Source organism: Paenibacillus sp. 19GGS1-52 (assembly GCF_022369515.1).
Classification (GTDB): domain Bacteria; phylum Bacillota; class Bacilli; order Paenibacillales; family Paenibacillaceae; genus Paenibacillus_AQ.
Genome location: NZ_CP059724.1, coordinates 1027636 through 1043062, shown reverse-complemented (window position 1 = coordinate 1043062; position 15427 = coordinate 1027636). Strand labels below are relative to the sequence as shown.

13 protein-coding genes are annotated in these 15427 nt (G+C 45.3%); all 13 read right to left on the bottom strand.

The window, feature by feature from the left end; genetic code table 11:
* Positions 1-175: 175 nt before the first annotated feature.
* Complete coding sequence (gene glmS, locus H1230_RS04820; RefSeq protein ID WP_239714449.1) at positions 176-2008, bottom strand: glutamine--fructose-6-phosphate transaminase (isomerizing); 1833 nt, start codon at positions 2006-2008, stop codon at positions 176-178.
* A 600-nt stretch (positions 2009-2608) separates the two neighbouring features.
* On the bottom strand, positions 2609-3949 hold the full coding sequence (gene glmM / locus H1230_RS04815) for a phosphoglucosamine mutase (protein WP_239714448.1): 1341 nt from the start codon (positions 3947-3949) through the stop codon (positions 2609-2611).
* Positions 3950-4059: 110 nt separating this feature from the next.
* A complete protein-coding gene (locus tag H1230_RS04810; protein WP_239714447.1) occupies positions 4060-5526 on the bottom strand; it encodes a CdaR family protein in 1467 nt (488 codons plus the stop codon).
* Positions 5519-6349 carry a diadenylate cyclase CdaA gene (gene cdaA, locus H1230_RS04805; protein WP_239714446.1) on the bottom strand — a complete coding sequence of 277 codons (831 nt, stop codon included), beginning with the start codon at positions 6347-6349 and terminating at the stop codon, positions 5519-5521. Before cdaA ends, H1230_RS04810 begins: the two co-directional genes overlap by 8 nt.
* A gap of 210 nt (positions 6350-6559) precedes the next feature.
* The gene (locus H1230_RS04800; protein WP_154122543.1) at positions 6560-7174 is read right to left on the bottom strand and encodes a zf-HC2 domain-containing protein; all 615 of its coding nucleotides are present in this window, start codon (positions 7172-7174) and stop codon (positions 6560-6562) included.
* A 121-nt stretch (positions 7175-7295) separates the two neighbouring features.
* Positions 7296-7862 (bottom strand): RNA polymerase sigma factor SigW, encoded by a 567-nt coding sequence (gene sigW, locus H1230_RS04795; RefSeq protein WP_239714445.1) that lies wholly within the window; start codon positions 7860-7862, stop codon positions 7296-7298.
* A 231-nt stretch (positions 7863-8093) separates the two neighbouring features.
* Positions 8094-10886 (bottom strand): phosphoenolpyruvate carboxylase, encoded by a 2793-nt coding sequence (gene ppc / locus H1230_RS04790; protein ID WP_239714444.1) that lies wholly within the window; start codon positions 10884-10886, stop codon positions 8094-8096.
* Positions 10887-11105: 219 nt separating this feature from the next.
* Positions 11106-11999 carry a LysR family transcriptional regulator gene (locus H1230_RS04785; RefSeq protein ID WP_239714443.1) on the bottom strand — a complete coding sequence of 298 codons (894 nt, stop codon included), beginning with the start codon at positions 11997-11999 and terminating at the stop codon, positions 11106-11108.
* Between the two features lie 243 nt (positions 12000-12242).
* Positions 12243-12944, bottom strand: a complete 702-nt coding sequence (locus H1230_RS04780) for a M15 family metallopeptidase (protein WP_239714442.1) — start codon at positions 12942-12944, stop codon at positions 12243-12245.
* A complete protein-coding gene (locus H1230_RS04775; RefSeq protein ID WP_239714441.1) occupies positions 12913-13365 on the bottom strand; it encodes a phage holin family protein in 453 nt (150 codons plus the stop codon). Before H1230_RS04775 ends, H1230_RS04780 begins: the two co-directional genes overlap by 32 nt.
* Positions 13366-13445: 80 nt before the next feature.
* A complete protein-coding gene (locus tag H1230_RS04770; RefSeq protein ID WP_239714440.1) occupies positions 13446-13556 on the bottom strand; it encodes a CD1375 family protein in 111 nt (36 codons plus the stop codon).
* Complete coding sequence (locus H1230_RS04765) at positions 13556-13915, bottom strand: XkdW family protein (protein ID WP_239714439.1); 360 nt, start codon at positions 13913-13915, stop codon at positions 13556-13558. The genes H1230_RS04770 and H1230_RS04765 overlap by 1 nt, the downstream gene beginning before the upstream one ends.
* A 13-nt stretch (positions 13916-13928) precedes the next feature.
* Positions 13929-15422, bottom strand: a complete 1494-nt coding sequence (locus H1230_RS04760; protein ID WP_239714438.1) for a hypothetical protein — start codon at positions 15420-15422, stop codon at positions 13929-13931.
* Between the last annotated feature and the right edge of the window lie 5 nt (positions 15423-15427).

The window sequence follows — 15427 nt, the reverse complement described above, 5'->3', positions numbered from 1 at the left end:
TCTCCCTTTAAAAAAAGAGGACAACCGATTAATCTTTGGTTATCCTCTTATTAATGCCTATTTGGTTACAGAATTTATTACTCAGTTACAGTTTTTATTTAGCAGTTACAATATTTATTTTTCAGTTACAAACAATTTTTAACGCATTCAATATTGTTTAAATGTTATAACAGACCTACTCCACAGTTACACTCTTCGCCAAATTCCGTGGTTTATCCACATCATGGCCCAAAGCCAGCGAGGCGTAATACGCCAGCAATTGCAGGGTTACTACGGACAGAGCAGGTGTCAGTAGCGGCAGGGTTTTCGGGATAACAAATACTTGATCGACCGATCTGAGCAGGTCAGTTACATGCTCTTGGTGCGTGATAGCCATAACGTCCGCGCCGCGGGCTTTCACTTCTTTGATGTTGCTGACGGTTTTCTCAAGGACGGACTCCTGAGTAGCCATGGCAATAACCGGAACACCCTCTTGGATCAGAGCCAACGTACCATGTTTCAACTCTCCTGCAGCATAAGCTTCGGAGTGAATATAAGAGATCTCTTTCAGCTTCAGCGAACCTTCTTGAGCTACAGCATAATCTACGCCGCGGCCGATGAAGAATAAGTGTTCATGCTTGGAAATTTCTTCTGCATAGTTCTTAATGGCTTCTTTTTGTGTCAGAACTTCTTCCACTTGCTCAGGCAATGATTGCATCGCTGCCAGAATTTCAGCAACCTGTGCCTCAGACTGCGTACCACGTATTTCAGCCATGTATAGACCCAACAGAGTGAACACGATCAGCTGTGAAGTATAAGCTTTAGTCGAAGCTACAGCAATTTCCGGTCCAGCTAATGTTACCAATACATCATTAGCTTCACGAGCAATGGAGCTACCTACCACGTTGGTGATGGCCAGTACATGCGCACCATTCGCTTGACCTTCACGCAGAGCAGCCAGAGTATCTGCAGTTTCGCCGGATTGGCTGACCACGATCACTAGAGTTTCTGGTGTCACGATAGGTGAACGGTAACGGTATTCTGAGGCGATGTCATTCTCGACAGGAATACGTACTAATGACTCGATCAGGTTACGTCCTACAAGGCCTGCGTTATAAGCAGTACCACAAGCGACGATCTGAATATTGCGGATATTTTTGATTTGTTCAGCAGTCAGATTAAGCTCAGGCAAAATAACCTTGTTTCCTTCAGCGTTGATGCGGCCGCGCATTGTATCGCGGTAAGCCTTAGGCTGCTCATGGATTTCTTTCAACATGAAATGCTCGTAGCCGCCTTTTTCTGCGGTAACTGCATCCCAATCGACAGTAATCATTTCCCGAGAAATAAAGTTGCCTTCAATCGTCATCAATTCGACAGCATCCCGTGTCAATACAGCCATTTCGCCGTCGTTCAAAATATATACGTTACGGGTATATTCAAGCAGAGCAGGAATATCTGACCCGATAAAGTTTTCTCCTTCGCCAAGACCGATAATCAGCGGACTGGCCTGACGTACTGCTACCAATTTATCTGGTTCCAATTCTGTAAGAACACCCAGTGCAAACGCACCGCGCATGAAAGTAATTGCCTTTTGAACAGCTTTTACGATGTCTCCATCATATTCACGGGCGATCAGGTGAGAAATAACCTCAGTATCCGTTTCAGATGTGAAGTGGCATCCACCAGCAATCAGTTCTTCTTTGAGATCCAGGTAGTTTTCGACAATACCATTATGAACTACCGAGAATTTCTGGCTATCATCCGTATGAGGATGTGAATTCTCATCAGAAGGTTTGCCGTGCGTAGCCCAGCGTGTATGTCCAATTCCTGCACTGCCTGTAAGAGGATGGGTTTCCAGCTTCGTTTCCAAGTTCACCAGACGTCCCTGTGCCTTTACGATTTGCAGTCCGTCTTTGGTAAATACAGCAATACCAGCGGAATCGTACCCACGATACTCCAACTTCTTCAGACCCTCAACCAAGATACCCTGCGAATTCTGATTACCAATATATCCTACAATACCACACATACTATTTTCCTCCGTCCAATTTATCGTAATGTGGGCGGCATACGGAAAGAAACGTACCTCACGGCATGTTTTTGAGAAAAAGAAAATATTCTGTTGCAAGCTATGGCTCAACAAAATAAACTGTCATCTTATATTCATGAAGTCCAGCCTTCTTCTCTACCGTGGCAGAACTACAATGTTTCCTTCCGATGCACATACCCTCGAATCATACATTTCTATATTGCACCCACACAAGCGTTGTGTGAAAGGTCGCCCTTCCATTTTCCGCTTCCATTTACGGCTCTGGTGCATCACCGGGAGGTCCCCGCCGAACATTTCGAACACCCCCACCTCGTCAACTTACGTTCTGCCGTGATTTGTGCCTGCCTCGCCTATATTAGGCATACAATGGCAAACACATCTCCCCCGCGCAAAACCAAGCTCTGGCGCTTGTATGCTAACCTCACAATCCCCGCTTTCCTTCTGGAATGACACTTAGTCTATTATATGCACCTTACATTGCTTTGGCAATGCTGTGCCTCAGGAATATATTTAAAGAGCCGGTGCAGCGAAGCAAAAGCACTCCACTCACCAGCCAAAAATCTTTACGAAGATATGCAGTTATACCAGCTCACGCTGTACTACATCTACAATCTGACTTACATATAGATCCAATTCGGCCTTGTCAGGACCTTCTGCCATTACGCGGATCAGTGGTTCTGTACCCGACGGACGCACCAACACTCGGCCATTGTCGCCTAGTTTACCTTCAACTTCATTAATTGCCGCTTCAATAGCCACATTGTTCGGATAGTTAGTCTTATCTAGCACACGAACATTCACTAGCACCTGTGGGTATTTCGTCATCATGGATTTCAGTACACTTAGCTTCTTTCCTGAAGCCTTCATGGTATCTACCAGTTGAATAGCCGTCAGAATACCGTCTCCAGTTGTGTTGTAATCGAGGAAAATAACATGTCCAGATTGCTCTCCACCCAGGTTATAACCGCCACGGCGCATTTCTTCCATGACGTACCGATCACCAACTGCTGTTTTGGCCGTGTTAAGCGATAATTTCTCAGTTGCCTTGTAGAATCCAATATTGCTCATTACGGTCGAAACAATCGTACCGTCCTTAAGCTTGCCTGCACGATTCATTGCGTCTCCGCAAATACAGAGGATAAAGTCTCCATCGACCTCTTCTCCCGTTTCATCAATAGCAATCAGGCGATCGGCATCTCCGTCAAAAGCAAGTCCTAAATCTGCCCCGTGTCGCAATACTTCCGCACGCAATGTAGCCGGATGTGTGGAGCCGAATCCGTCATTAATGTTCAGCCCATTGGGCTCTGAACCAATGGCAATAACCTCTGCGCCCAGTTCTCTGAACAAACGTGGTGCAAGCTCGTAAGCTGCACCGTGAGCACAGTCCAATACGATTTTGAAGCCTTTGAAGCTTTGAGTTATTGTTGTCTTTAAATATTCCAGATATAGATACTTAGCATCATTATCAACTGCCAGTATTCCTAACCCTGAGCCTATAGGACGAGGCAGTTCATCGATCTCAGCATCCATCAGTTCTTCAATGCGAAGCTCAGTTTCATCGGTTAGCTTGAAGCCATCCCCGCCAAAGAACTTAATACCATTATCTTCAACCGGATTATGCGAAGCTGAGATCATCACTCCCGCATCAGCCTTCAATAGTCTTGTAATATAAGCAACTGCAGGTGTAGTTACCACTCCCAGACGGATAACATCTGCCCCAATAGACAGCAGACCAGCTACAAGTGCCGATTCCAGCATTGGGCCGGAGATACGTGTGTCCATTCCAATTACTACTTTGGGCTTCTCTAGGTCACCCGCTAGTACATATCCACCACAGCGGCCAATATTATAGGCCATTTCTGCAGTCAATTCCCGGTTTGCGACTCCACGCACGCCGTCAGTTCCAAAATACTTACCCATGTCTTTTCTCCTTTGATTATGCTGCTTTAGCTTAATGAATTATTGTATGGTTTAATACCTGCTCTATGTGCAAATAGAACACATAAATAGACGTGAAATTATCCAAAAAGTTACGTTCCGCCTGTACTTGCGGCGTTCCCTGTAATCTCATTACCGCTAGCTGTTCCACTGTTCCCACCAGCGCTATCAGACTGAACTGGGCTCGGGGTCGGCGCTGTCGTTTCAACAGCTCCAGTGCTATGCGTCGGCGCCTCTGTAACGTCTCCACTGCCTACGGCAGGTTCAGCGCTTGGCTCCGGAGTGACTCCACTCCCCGTTTCCGGTGCTTTCGAGGGAACTGGAGTTGCTGGTGATTGCACTTGCACAGTCACAGTTAGACGTTCACTAGAATTGCCAAGTGCGATGAACCGGGGCAGAGATACCTGCAGAGCCACTTCGTGAATCCCAGCGGCAAGGCCGCTAACATCAGCAACTACACCAATACTGTCCTGATCCAGCTGGTCCAATAAAGTCGGCGCCCCAGCTAACGTAAGTGTAATTGCTTTGCTCTCAGGAGTAGTGATAACCGCCTCTAGTCCTCTGCTTACACCCTGCAGTTTAATTGGAATGCCTTCAATAGTCCGCTCTGCTATCTTAGAAGTGGATACCGTTACATTCACCGTTGCAGGCTCAATCTTCTCAATACCGGCCGGAGGCTTTAGCTCCGCCTTTAGCTGTACTGTTCCAGCGGCATCAATAGAACTAAGATCAATTGTAGCTTCATATGAAGATAAGGCTGCCAAAACGTCCTTCTGCCCATACACTACGATCGTCTCAATTTCCGGAGTGACTCTGGATAATACCAGCGCATCCGGAAGCTGACCCGTATAGCCAATTTCCAGCGGCAAGCTTTTGAATGGTAAGGTTATCGGTATTTCGACAGATACGCTTGAAGGCTCGATTACTGCATTTGGAATTTCATTGCCACTGCTGTCGTAGGCATACAGTTTCATTTTATTTTCTTTGAATGTATCACTTTCGCCATCCAGCTCGATTGTTCCTTGCACCTTCGCCACTTTACTCAGTTCGCTGGCAGCAAGGGTAACCTCGGCCGTACCTACCGGCTGAAGGACAGGAGTACCGAGCTGATATCCATCCGCAGGTTTACCTTTAGTAATCATCGTTATCGGAAAAGATTTCGTATTCCGCAGTTCTACATGCACGTTCACTTCTTCAGGTGTCATTCTGACAAGTTCTACACCCTTAGGTAGCGAATACTGCAGCGGAAGTGTCGTATCCCCCGGTTGAATATCACTTAGGTCAAGCGTCACCTCATAAGCATCCGATACTTTATAGGTGATATCCGAGCGCTTGCCCTGAACTTCCATTCTTACGCTATCCACATCCATATCCATAACATACTTATCTTCATCAAAGCCGCTAACATTGATTTTCACGTTCTCAATAATCTTCGTTTGCGTACTTACTGTCGTCTGCGAAACAGGTGCGGTATCGACATGAACCATGGCCCAGAGCATAATTCCGAACGCAAGTGCAAGGATTTTATTGAAATTGTTGTTCTTCATCCACTTATCCATTGTTCTTGTCCCCCTTCCGTTTCCAGAAAGCAGAACTTTTATCCTTTAATGGAGAATTCGAACGCAACTCTTGATACAGCTTGGAAATCAGCGATTCTTCTTTAATATCTCTCACGATCTGACCATTAATGGCCAGCGAAATCTGTCCAGTCTCCTCTGATACAATCACAGACACGGAATCTGCCACTTCACTAATCCCGATAGCCGCACGATGCCGAGTCCCCAGCTCTTTGCTGATAAATGGGTTCTCCGATAGCGGTAAATAACAGGCGGCAGCCGCAATCTGGTTACCCTGCATAATAAGGGCCCCATCATGCAGAGGGGTATTTGGTATGAAAATATTAATCAGCAGCTCGGAGCTGACCAAAGAACGCATAGGGATACCGGATTCTGTATATTCATTAAGCCCCGTGGCTCTCTCGAATACAATTAACGCCCCTATTTTTCGCTGTGCTAAATAATTCACAGCTTTAATAACTTCGCCAATTAACTTCCCAATTTCCTCATCATTCTCCACAGCTCGTCCGAAAAACTTCCCTCGACCCAGCTGCTCCAGCCCCCTTCGCATTTCCGGCTGAAAAATAATAAATACCGCCAGCACTCCAAACGTAAACATCTGATTCATTAGCCATTTCAGTGTGTACAAATCTAAGAGGGTGCTAAGTGCCCAAATAACAACCAGCACCAGAATACCCTTCAGCAGCTGAACTGCACGGGTACCACGCACCATGTTGAGCACTTTATAAATAATATAGCTGACGATCAGGATATCGATTATATCTTTAATGGACTCTTTCCATGTTAAGTCTGTAAAATAACTCATTGCCTAAAACCCCCGTCATTTCATAATAAGCTGGGTTTATGTAAAATATCTGTTAGCTCTGTATTATACCTAGGTTATAACGTTCCCGCTTAGGTTGCAAGTTTAGCACAAATCTCATTTATAAAATATGCCATTTCAGACATAAAAAAGCGCCATCTTTCCGGAAAAAGAGGCGCAAAGGATATTCCTGCTTAAAGCAACCGACATTCATTAACGGTAGGCGACTTCAGAGAACATATTTGTCACTTTATACCAGATCCAGCTTACCGCTTGGTCTATGCTTTTGACTTGCCCGGAAATATGAGCCGTTGATGCTTGATATAGAGAACCGTCGATGACTGTTACATTGCCGTTTACTTCCCCGAATACCTGAGTTTTGCCGTTCTCCACCGTAAGATCACCAGAAATGACTTTGCCGGAAGGTACAATAACCGTATCTCCTTTGATGACGACCTGATCAAGATCGGAACCCCTGACTACTAGCTGTCTGTCCGAATTTCCAAGAGTAACTGTGCTCATCAGCATGACAACAAGAAATAGGGACGCTGCTGTAAGCGCAGGATGTCTCTTTATCCAGGTGACAAAGCCTCTTTCTTTCTTGGATTTCGGTATTGAATTCATAATCCGGTCTACAAGATCCTCTGAGGCCACAGGATTGTGGTGCATCAGGGAGAACATCAGCATATCGGTCTGTTCCAATTCTTTGAACTTCACACGGCAATCTGTACAGGATAGAAGATGCTCCTTCAATTCTCTCTGCTGCTGTCCGGGCAAGTCGTCATCCAAGTAATCATGCATCATAGAGACGGCCAGTTTGCATTCCATAGGAGCCAATCCTTTCATGAGTGCTATTTAATTATCCTAAGACAAAGTGACAGGTACATAAGACTTGCTTAACTTACATACGCCATTGTTAGGAAGACGTTTCACAAAAATAAATCTATTTTTACATTTTGGGGCCTAATTTTTTGCGCAAAAATTCACGACCGCGATGTACACGGGTCTTAATCGTTGTTACAGGTATATCCATCACGTCACTAATCTCCTGAAGCGACAAATCCTGTAGATACCTCAGAATCATTACCGACCTATATTTAACAGGTAGGCTGTCGATGGCCTCATAGATCAGTCTCTGTGTCTCGGAGAGAAGTAATTCCGTCTCAGGCGTCACATTATCGCTTGGAATCAGTGAATAGCCATCAACGCCCTCCTGGTCGTTCATTTCGGCATCCAGAGAAAAAGTTGGTTTCCGCTTGCGCAACCTATCGATACAAAGATTTGTGCCAATCCGATATATCCATGTTGAGAACTTCTGTTTATCATCATAACGATCCAAGTTTCTATATACACGCAAAAAGGTCTCCTGAACAATGTCCTCCGCCTCATGGCGGTTGTTCAGCATTCGGTAAGCTAAATGATATATTTTGTCTTTATATAGTTCCACAAGCTCGGCAAATGCCCTTTGGTCGCCTTTCAAGGCGAGCTTTGTCAATCTGCCTTCCGGATTCTCCACCTGTTAACTCCCCCAGACTTGCCGCCCTTGGTATTCCAGCATTTACAAAATATCCATAGAACAAGCACTTAAATCGTAATTCAAGTTTGTGCAAAAATCAAGGCATGTATTGTTACCTTCTATACAATTTAATTTACTTCTAAGTATCATGTGCCAAAATCCATCAACATACAAACAACCGTCCGCCCAATTCGGGCGGACGGTTGTGGTATAGGTTATTTGGTCAGGACATCAGCCCGTATTCCGAAGGCCGGCAGCAATTCCGTTAATTGTAAGCAGTACCTCACGCAGCAGATCTGGGTCGTCACCGTCACCGTCGCGCAGTTCTCTAAGCTCGGATAGCAATTGAACTTGTAGATAGCTCAGCGGATCGACGTACGGATTGCGCAGCCGGATCGACTCCTGAATAACAGGTACGTTATCCAGAATATCCTGCTGTCTAGTAATTTTGAGAATCAGCTCTGAAGTCAGCTTGAATTCCTCTTCAATCTGTCCAAAGATCCGCAGACGTGCTTCTTCATTCTTACCCATACTGGCATATTCCTTAGCGATTACTAAATCCGCTTTGGCAATAGCCATTTGCAGGGTATCAATCAGAGTAGTGAAGAAGGAGAAGCTCTCATACATATGCTGCATGATCTTCATATTCTCTTCCTTACCCTGGTAGAAGCTTTGCAGCCCTGTTCCAGCGGCATACCAAGCCGGTAGCAAATAGCGGCTCTGCGTCCAAGCAAATACCCATGGAATAGCCCGTAGATCCTCAAAACGATCACTGTTCTTCCGTTTGGAAGGACGTGAGCCAATATTCAGCTCTCCGACCTCAGGCAGTGGCGTTGATTCTTTGAAGTAGGTGAGGAAGTCCGGATCACGGAAGATCAAATCCTGATATTTGTTCAGTGAGACTTCGGAAATGTTGGCGACAATCTCATCCCACTTGGCTTCATACAGATCCGTTTGTGGCGTTCTGGCATTAATTGCTGCCGTCACAAGTGCTGAAGTAGCCTGTTCCAAACTGCGATAGGCAATACCCTGCATCGAATAACGGGAGGAAATAACCTCACCCTGTTCGGTAATCTTAATGCCTCCACCAATGGTTGAAGCTGGCTGGGCCAAGATGCTGCGGTTCAGCGGCATGCCACCACGTCCAAGCGCTCCGCCGCGTCCATGGAAGAACTTCAGCTTGATGCCAAACTCGTCAGCTGTAGCTGTAATTTGCTGCAGAGCAACACGAAGCTCCCAGTTAGCAGTCACCACACCGCCATCTTTATTACTGTCCGAATAGCCAAGCATAATTTCTTGCAGATCGTTCATCGCTCTTACTGCATCACGGTAGATAGGCAGACTAAGCAGCGTATGCATGATTTGCGGGGCTTCATGTAGATCCTCAATAGTTTCAAAGAGCGGCACAGCCTGCAGGGTGCAAACGACTGTACCATCGTTATCCTTGCGGAATAAACCAACCTCTTTGGAGAATACCATAACCTCAAGAATGTCACTGGCAGCCTCAGCCATACTAATGAGATAACTCGTAATACATTGTTTTCCATATTCATCCTGAGCCTTGAATATTGTCCGGTACACTCCCAGACACTCCTCCGTACTCTCGCTATAAGCCTGATAAGGTGAAGTTAAAGGCCGCGGATCATTAAGCAAATTCTCCAGAAGATCGACCTTTTCCTTCTCTGTCAGCTTGGAGTAATCCGGTGTGATATTCATTTTCTCCAAAATCTCTGTCATCGCATTTTCATGCTCCTGACTGTGCTGGCGAACATCAAGGGTTGCGGTATGGAAACCGAACAGCTCTACTTGACGGATTAGCTTCTTTATATAAGTGTCGGCCACATAATCGGCATAATGATGCCGGAGACTGCGGTCGATAACATTCAAATCATCAATAAACTCCTCAGGTGATGCATAGCGCTCCAGCGTGCCTTTTTTCTCATCATCCAGCACGTTCTGCGTCTTGGCGATCATATAACTAAGCTTAATTCGGTAGGGTTCATTGTCATTATGCCACATTTTACCCTTATCGATATTGAGAATGCCCCGGTTCAGTTCAATGGATTCGAGCAGCTCCGGTGTTACATTTACAATACTTGTGCTAAAGCTTAGGTACTGCATCAATTCACGCATGATACGCTGATATTCTCGGATAGCCAGCTTACGTTGCATACGGAGCGTCTCCAGAGTTACGGAAGAAGTTACGGAAGGGTTACCGTCACGGTCGCCGCCAATCCATGATCCAAAGCGTAGATAGGTTGGCACATGCCAGTTCTGCCCAGGATAATATTTACTTAAACATCGTTCAAGTTCTTGGTAAACATCCGGCAAAACATGGAAGATCGTCTCATGGAAATAATACATTCCATTACGAACTTCATCTAGAACCGTAGGCTTGCGGTCACGAAGCTCATCCGTTTGCCATAATGTAATTACTTCATTAAGTAGCTTCTCCCGAAGTTGCTCACGTTCCCGGAAGGTTAAGGTTGGGTTATCGAGGCCCGTCACATCGTCAGCTATCCGCTTATGAATATCAAGAATAGCTCGGCGCATGGCTTCTGTTGGATGAGCCGTCATAACTAGCTCCAGCGACATGCCTTTAATAATCTCACGCACATCCTCCTGGGAGAAGTCACGTTCCCGGAGTTCCTGAATCGCGCTTTCGATCGAACCAGGCTGTACTGTCTCCCCCGCTGAACGTTCATAGTCACGTTTGCGGCGAATCCGGTGATTCTGTTCGGCAATATTCACCAATTGAAAATAAATGGCGAATGCTCGTATCACCTGATGACGATTCTCTGGGTCCAGAGAACTGATTAACTCCTTAAATTCACTGTGCAGTTCAGGCAAAAACAATGAGCGTAATGATTTACTAGTCTCGCGGATTTTCTCCACAATCTCCAGCAGTTCGTTACCACCTTGGTGAACCAAGACCTCGCCCAAAATATTCCCCAGGAACCGTACGTCCCGCCGCAGCAGATTGTTGGAGTTGCTTTTGCTAACGGTAGTCGTAAGTTCGGTCATTCTGCTCCCCCCATCCTCTTCCGGATCAATGTTTTTAGCATTGTCTATTTGAAGCTTTCCTCATATCATACAATAAAACCGCTCGGAAATCTCCAACTATATTACACTGTAAAGCGCTACAGCAATTAAGATTATACACCTATTTGAGTATTTATACAGTCAAAAATATTTAACGACGTCTGTTAGCTATCTAGCTTCCATAATAGACTATTTATGTAGTTACAGGCGAAATGTGCGGAGTAAATCTATAAACAGTCCAATTAAAGGAGAGTAATGCCGATCACGGTTATAGGAATAAAAAATATGCCTGTGGAAGTTATAGTCCGGAATGTTCCTCATCATTAGTATCCCCCTATCTACTTCATCCTCTACAGCCAGTTTTGAAATGAAGGAGACATGCTTCCCGCTCAGCAGGGTTTGTTTAATAGCCTCGAGAGAATCCAGCAGAATTGGGGCTTTTGGCTGTAATGTACATTGCTCGAACCATTTATCTGTCATTTGGCGCGTGCTTGATTCCTTTTCGTGCAGAATGAAGTTTGCCGAAGCAATACTCAACGGACTGAGTTCAGAGAGGGCAGCGAATTCATGACTGGGAGCAAACACCAACACAAGCTCATCCTCGCAGAGCGCCTGATTATGCAGATTAGGCAGATAAAAGGATTCTGTAGATAAAATACCAAGATCAATCTCATGACTCACCAGCATCTCTTTAATGATAGGAGACGACTTAACGGATAAAGAGATAGTTACCCCTGAATGCTGTTCCCCAAACTGGCTCAATATTCTTGGGAGGATATAAGTAGCGGGTACATAACTAGCACCAATCTTAAGTGTTCCCCGTCCTGCGTTACTAAATTCCTTAACGACCCGCTCCGCCTCTGCGGCGAGGGCATTAATCTTGACTGCATAATGAAGAAACGCTCTACCGCTCTCCGTCAGAATCATTTTGTCCATTCTGGATTCAAATAATTTCCCACCCAACTGCTGCTCCAGATTCTTCAGGTGATATGTAACCGTAGGCTGCTTTAGTCCGAGTTCATCGGCCACTGCCGTTATTTTCTTATGTTTATTCAGCAGCTCCACGATCTGCAGTTTAATTAAATTTAGATTCACATTCAACACTCCCCGCCTAATAACTAAACGATAGCATTGAAAAATTCTATGTATGTTAAAACAAATCGCTGAAAAAGTTAATATCTGCATTACACCCCGTAAATATAGTGGGAATTCTTCATTTAGAGTAAAATAGGGCTTTTTCCTTAGGCCAATCAAGACCTTTAGAAAAGCCCCTGAAATTATTCACCTACTTATCCAGCTCAACTACTTCGAAAGATACGTTTGACTCTTACTGCATTCCTACTTGGCTCGCGCTGTAATCTCGACCGTTTTAGTTGTAGAGTCGTAGCCTACCTGTGCTCCCAGTGCTTCTGCAAGGATGCGTACCGGCACATAAGTTATGCCATTATCCAGAAATCCATCCACTATCTTAACCCCATTAATTTTTACAATTGCGATGACCTCCTTCTCCACTTCCGGGTCCTCCTCCTTCTGATTGATGATCCTATTCGCTGCTTCTACTGCAGAGGCAGAGGGTCTAAACCCAGCTCGTAGCTGTGTAATTGTTAGTCCAAACGTCAGTTGAAAATGCGAGTAATCCTTGAAGCGGGTCCAATCTCCTCCCCATTCCAAACCCACAGCCTTCCCCTCACGCACCACCTCTTGCCAGTCTGCATATAGGTCCCCATTTCCATCCCGGCACATGTCCCATGAAACGCTTTTCCCATCGGGCAGTAGCAGAGCAAAATCTATAGCCAGTCCATAATTGTGGTAGCTATAGCCCCCACGAGCATTGGTTACAATTGAACCGGTCTTCGTGCGACCTTGTGCGTATAATGCATCCTGATCAGTCATTGTGCGCAGCCCTTGGGTAATGAGAATCGGGACCCCACGCTTATAACAGCGTTCTATTAGCAACGTAGCAGCGATTAGTACTACGGGATGTAAATTGAGTAAATGCGGGGTTGATTTATTTTTCACTTGGTTCATCGTTAACATCATTAGTGCCTCCCTTCTCCTGCTTAGTGCCTGATTTACTCTCAAGTAGAGCCAATGCATCTTTAAAAATCGGAGGCATCGGCACCCCCATTTTCCCAGCGTTCTCAATGATACTTAATAGTTCATTAGCCAAATAAAAAAACACTACTGTATCACGCAAGTAGTGCATATCTCCAAGCACAGCATCAATGACATGGGCTACTGTAACAAAAACAAAAATAGATACCTTCTTGGCTACTCCAATGAATCCTTTCATGCTCCGCAATTCCCCGTGTATCCATGCAGCCGCCCAACCTGTTACCCAATCCACGAATACTAAAATAAGCAATGCCTGTAGCATAATGGTCCATCCTCCAAATAGGTACCACACAGCAGCCCCCACTGCGGCAGTTACAGCTATTCCGATGTGACCCTTTTCATCCATATCGCTCCCCCCCTTCTCTAAGACAAAAATAGCCCTCGGGCAATCCCGAGGGCAAAATCAAAACACCTCCATGGGTGTTGTTAGTTATGAACATCAACCAATAGCAACTTAACTTCCTCACGGATTACAGTAGGAACCTCTTCTATCGTCTTTAGTCCTTTACGGATCAAGCTCGCATAAATCTTCGGCATTACTCCTCACCCCCAGTCCTTGTAAGAACCCATTCGTACATTTCTGTTAAAGCTAGTTGCGCGCTGGTAGCTTCATCCTGAGTGGCCAACAGTTGCTCATAATTGTCAGTAAGAGCAAGTTTTGTCTGTGCCAGCTCTTCCCGAACCTGCTCGATCTCCGTCAGCACCGGAGGCTTGTTGGCTTCCACTTCCAGGTAGGCTTCCCATGCTGTCAGCAATTCGGACTCAGTTGGTTGGGGCTTGTCCAGATTCCAAAGTGCGATGTAGGGGCCGTTACCGTCCGAATCGTCTTGTACGATGAAGTCTTTCATCGGGTCAGAGTCAGGGTATAGATGCATGATTGATAGTGCTATATTCATCTTTATTTTCCTCCTATGCTATTCTGACAATCTCAAAGTTACTATCCACACCCTGAGACAAGTTGCAAGCACTCTCACAGACTGCGTATATTTCTACAATGTCACCCTTATAGAGAAAAACAGATGCAGAACCCGACACCGCTATGCTCTTACTGACAGAACTTGCAGGGCTATAGGCCAGCCGTCTATATCCCCCACCATTGATATATAAATATGATTCACAGGCCGCATTTGCTGTCGGATTCAAAAAAGTTACAGTGGCATTTATTTGGTATATGCCAGCTTGTAGTGCTGTGAAACGGTGGAGTGAAGGGTCGTAATTCCCTAGCATATCCATATTTTCTTGCGGAAACTGTACCTTTGTCCATACCGCTGTTGATAACGCTTGTGAAACAGTTCCTGATGCGTAGGCTCTAGAAGCAGGGCGTGAATTCTGTGTATTATCTCCCCATGGATTAATAACCCCGTTGGTAATAATAGCAGCATATACTGCCTCTGGCGTTGTACCTGTCGGCTGCGTGCCGGATTTTGTAAATACAGCACCCAAACCACCAACTATACCACTGGTATTTCCAGTTCCAGAATTATTTGTTAATTGGATATTTGCGTCAACCCCGTATATACCTATGCTACGATTTGACGCAACGCTTGTTGAAATATCGGCTCTCTGGGCTTGAATATCAAATCCTATAGCATTTGTACTTGTTGCAACACAAGAGCAACTTAATATTGATATAAAACCACCATCATAAGCCGCAAAACCTGAAGAAATTGTAGATGTTGCTGTTATATTTCGAACGATGATGCGATTACATCTCATTGCTTGAAATGACAATACAATAACATTTGTACCAACAAAATCAATATAACCGCCACCAATGATTCCAGAAATGAGAACATTTTCATTATAAGTCCCAGCTGAAATATTAATAATTACGGCATGATTAACAATCTGGGGAATCATACCGATGACTTTACCTATTGTCTTAAAAGCCCCACCCGCCGTATTCGCCAGCCCCGTATTACTGTCGTTCCCATCCGTCCGCACATAGTACGTTAGTGCCGCAGTCGTCTGCTGCGGCGTAGTTATCAGCAACGGCCGCGCCGCGAGCTGCGCCTGAATTCCACTTGTCACACCATCCAGATAACCAAATTCGGCGTTGGATACCACACCTGTTCCGATCTTAGTTGCAGCAATACCTGCTGCCGCATTCACATCAGCGTCCACAATAACCCCGGCGGCTATAGCTGTTACGCCATCTCCAGCGCTGGTTACATCCCCGATGTGATTCGGGTGCGTGTAATTGTTCGCACCCGGTGCAATCCCCGTTAGCTTTGTTTTTTCAGCTGTAGTGTAATCGTTTGTGGACAGCTGTTTTCCCGCTATCTTATCCACTTTTCCATTCACGGAACTATCCAGGATATCCATATTGCCGTTTAAATCTGTAATATCTACAATATCTGTTCCTTCTGGCTTCTTTAGTCCCAAATTTCCTGTTGTTTGCATTATCT

Coding starts and splice junctions, on each gene's coding strand:
- glmS (WP_239714449.1), bottom strand. CDS start 2,008: ATGTGTGGTATTGTAGGATATATTGGTAATCAGAATTCGCAGGGTATC.
- glmM (WP_239714448.1), bottom strand. CDS start 3,949: ATGGGTAAGTATTTTGGAACTGACGGCGTGCGTGGAGTCGCAAACCGG.
- H1230_RS04810 (WP_239714447.1), bottom strand. CDS start 5,526: ATGGATAAGTGGATGAAGAACAACAATTTCAATAAAATCCTTGCACTT.
- cdaA (WP_239714446.1), bottom strand. CDS start 6,349: ATGAGTTATTTTACAGACTTAACATGGAAAGAGTCCATTAAAGATATA.
- H1230_RS04800 (WP_154122543.1), bottom strand. CDS start 7,174: ATGGAATGCAAACTGGCCGTCTCTATGATGCATGATTACTTGGATGAC.
- ppc (WP_239714444.1), bottom strand. CDS start 10,886: ATGACCGAACTTACGACTACCGTTAGCAAAAGCAACTCCAACAATCTG.
- H1230_RS04780 (WP_239714442.1), bottom strand. CDS start 12,944: ATGATGTTAACGATGAACCAAGTGAAAAATAAATCAACCCCGCATTTA.
- H1230_RS04775 (WP_239714441.1), bottom strand. CDS start 13,365: ATGGATGAAAAGGGTCACATCGGAATAGCTGTAACTGCCGCAGTGGGG.
- H1230_RS04770 (WP_239714440.1), bottom strand. CDS start 13,556: ATGCCGAAGATTTATGCGAGCTTGATCCGTAAAGGACTAAAGACGATA.
- H1230_RS04765 (WP_239714439.1), bottom strand. CDS start 13,915: ATGAATATAGCACTATCAATCATGCATCTATACCCTGACTCTGACCCG.
- H1230_RS04760 (WP_239714438.1), bottom strand. CDS start 15,422: ATGCAAACAACAGGAAATTTGGGACTAAAGAAGCCAGAAGGAACAGAT.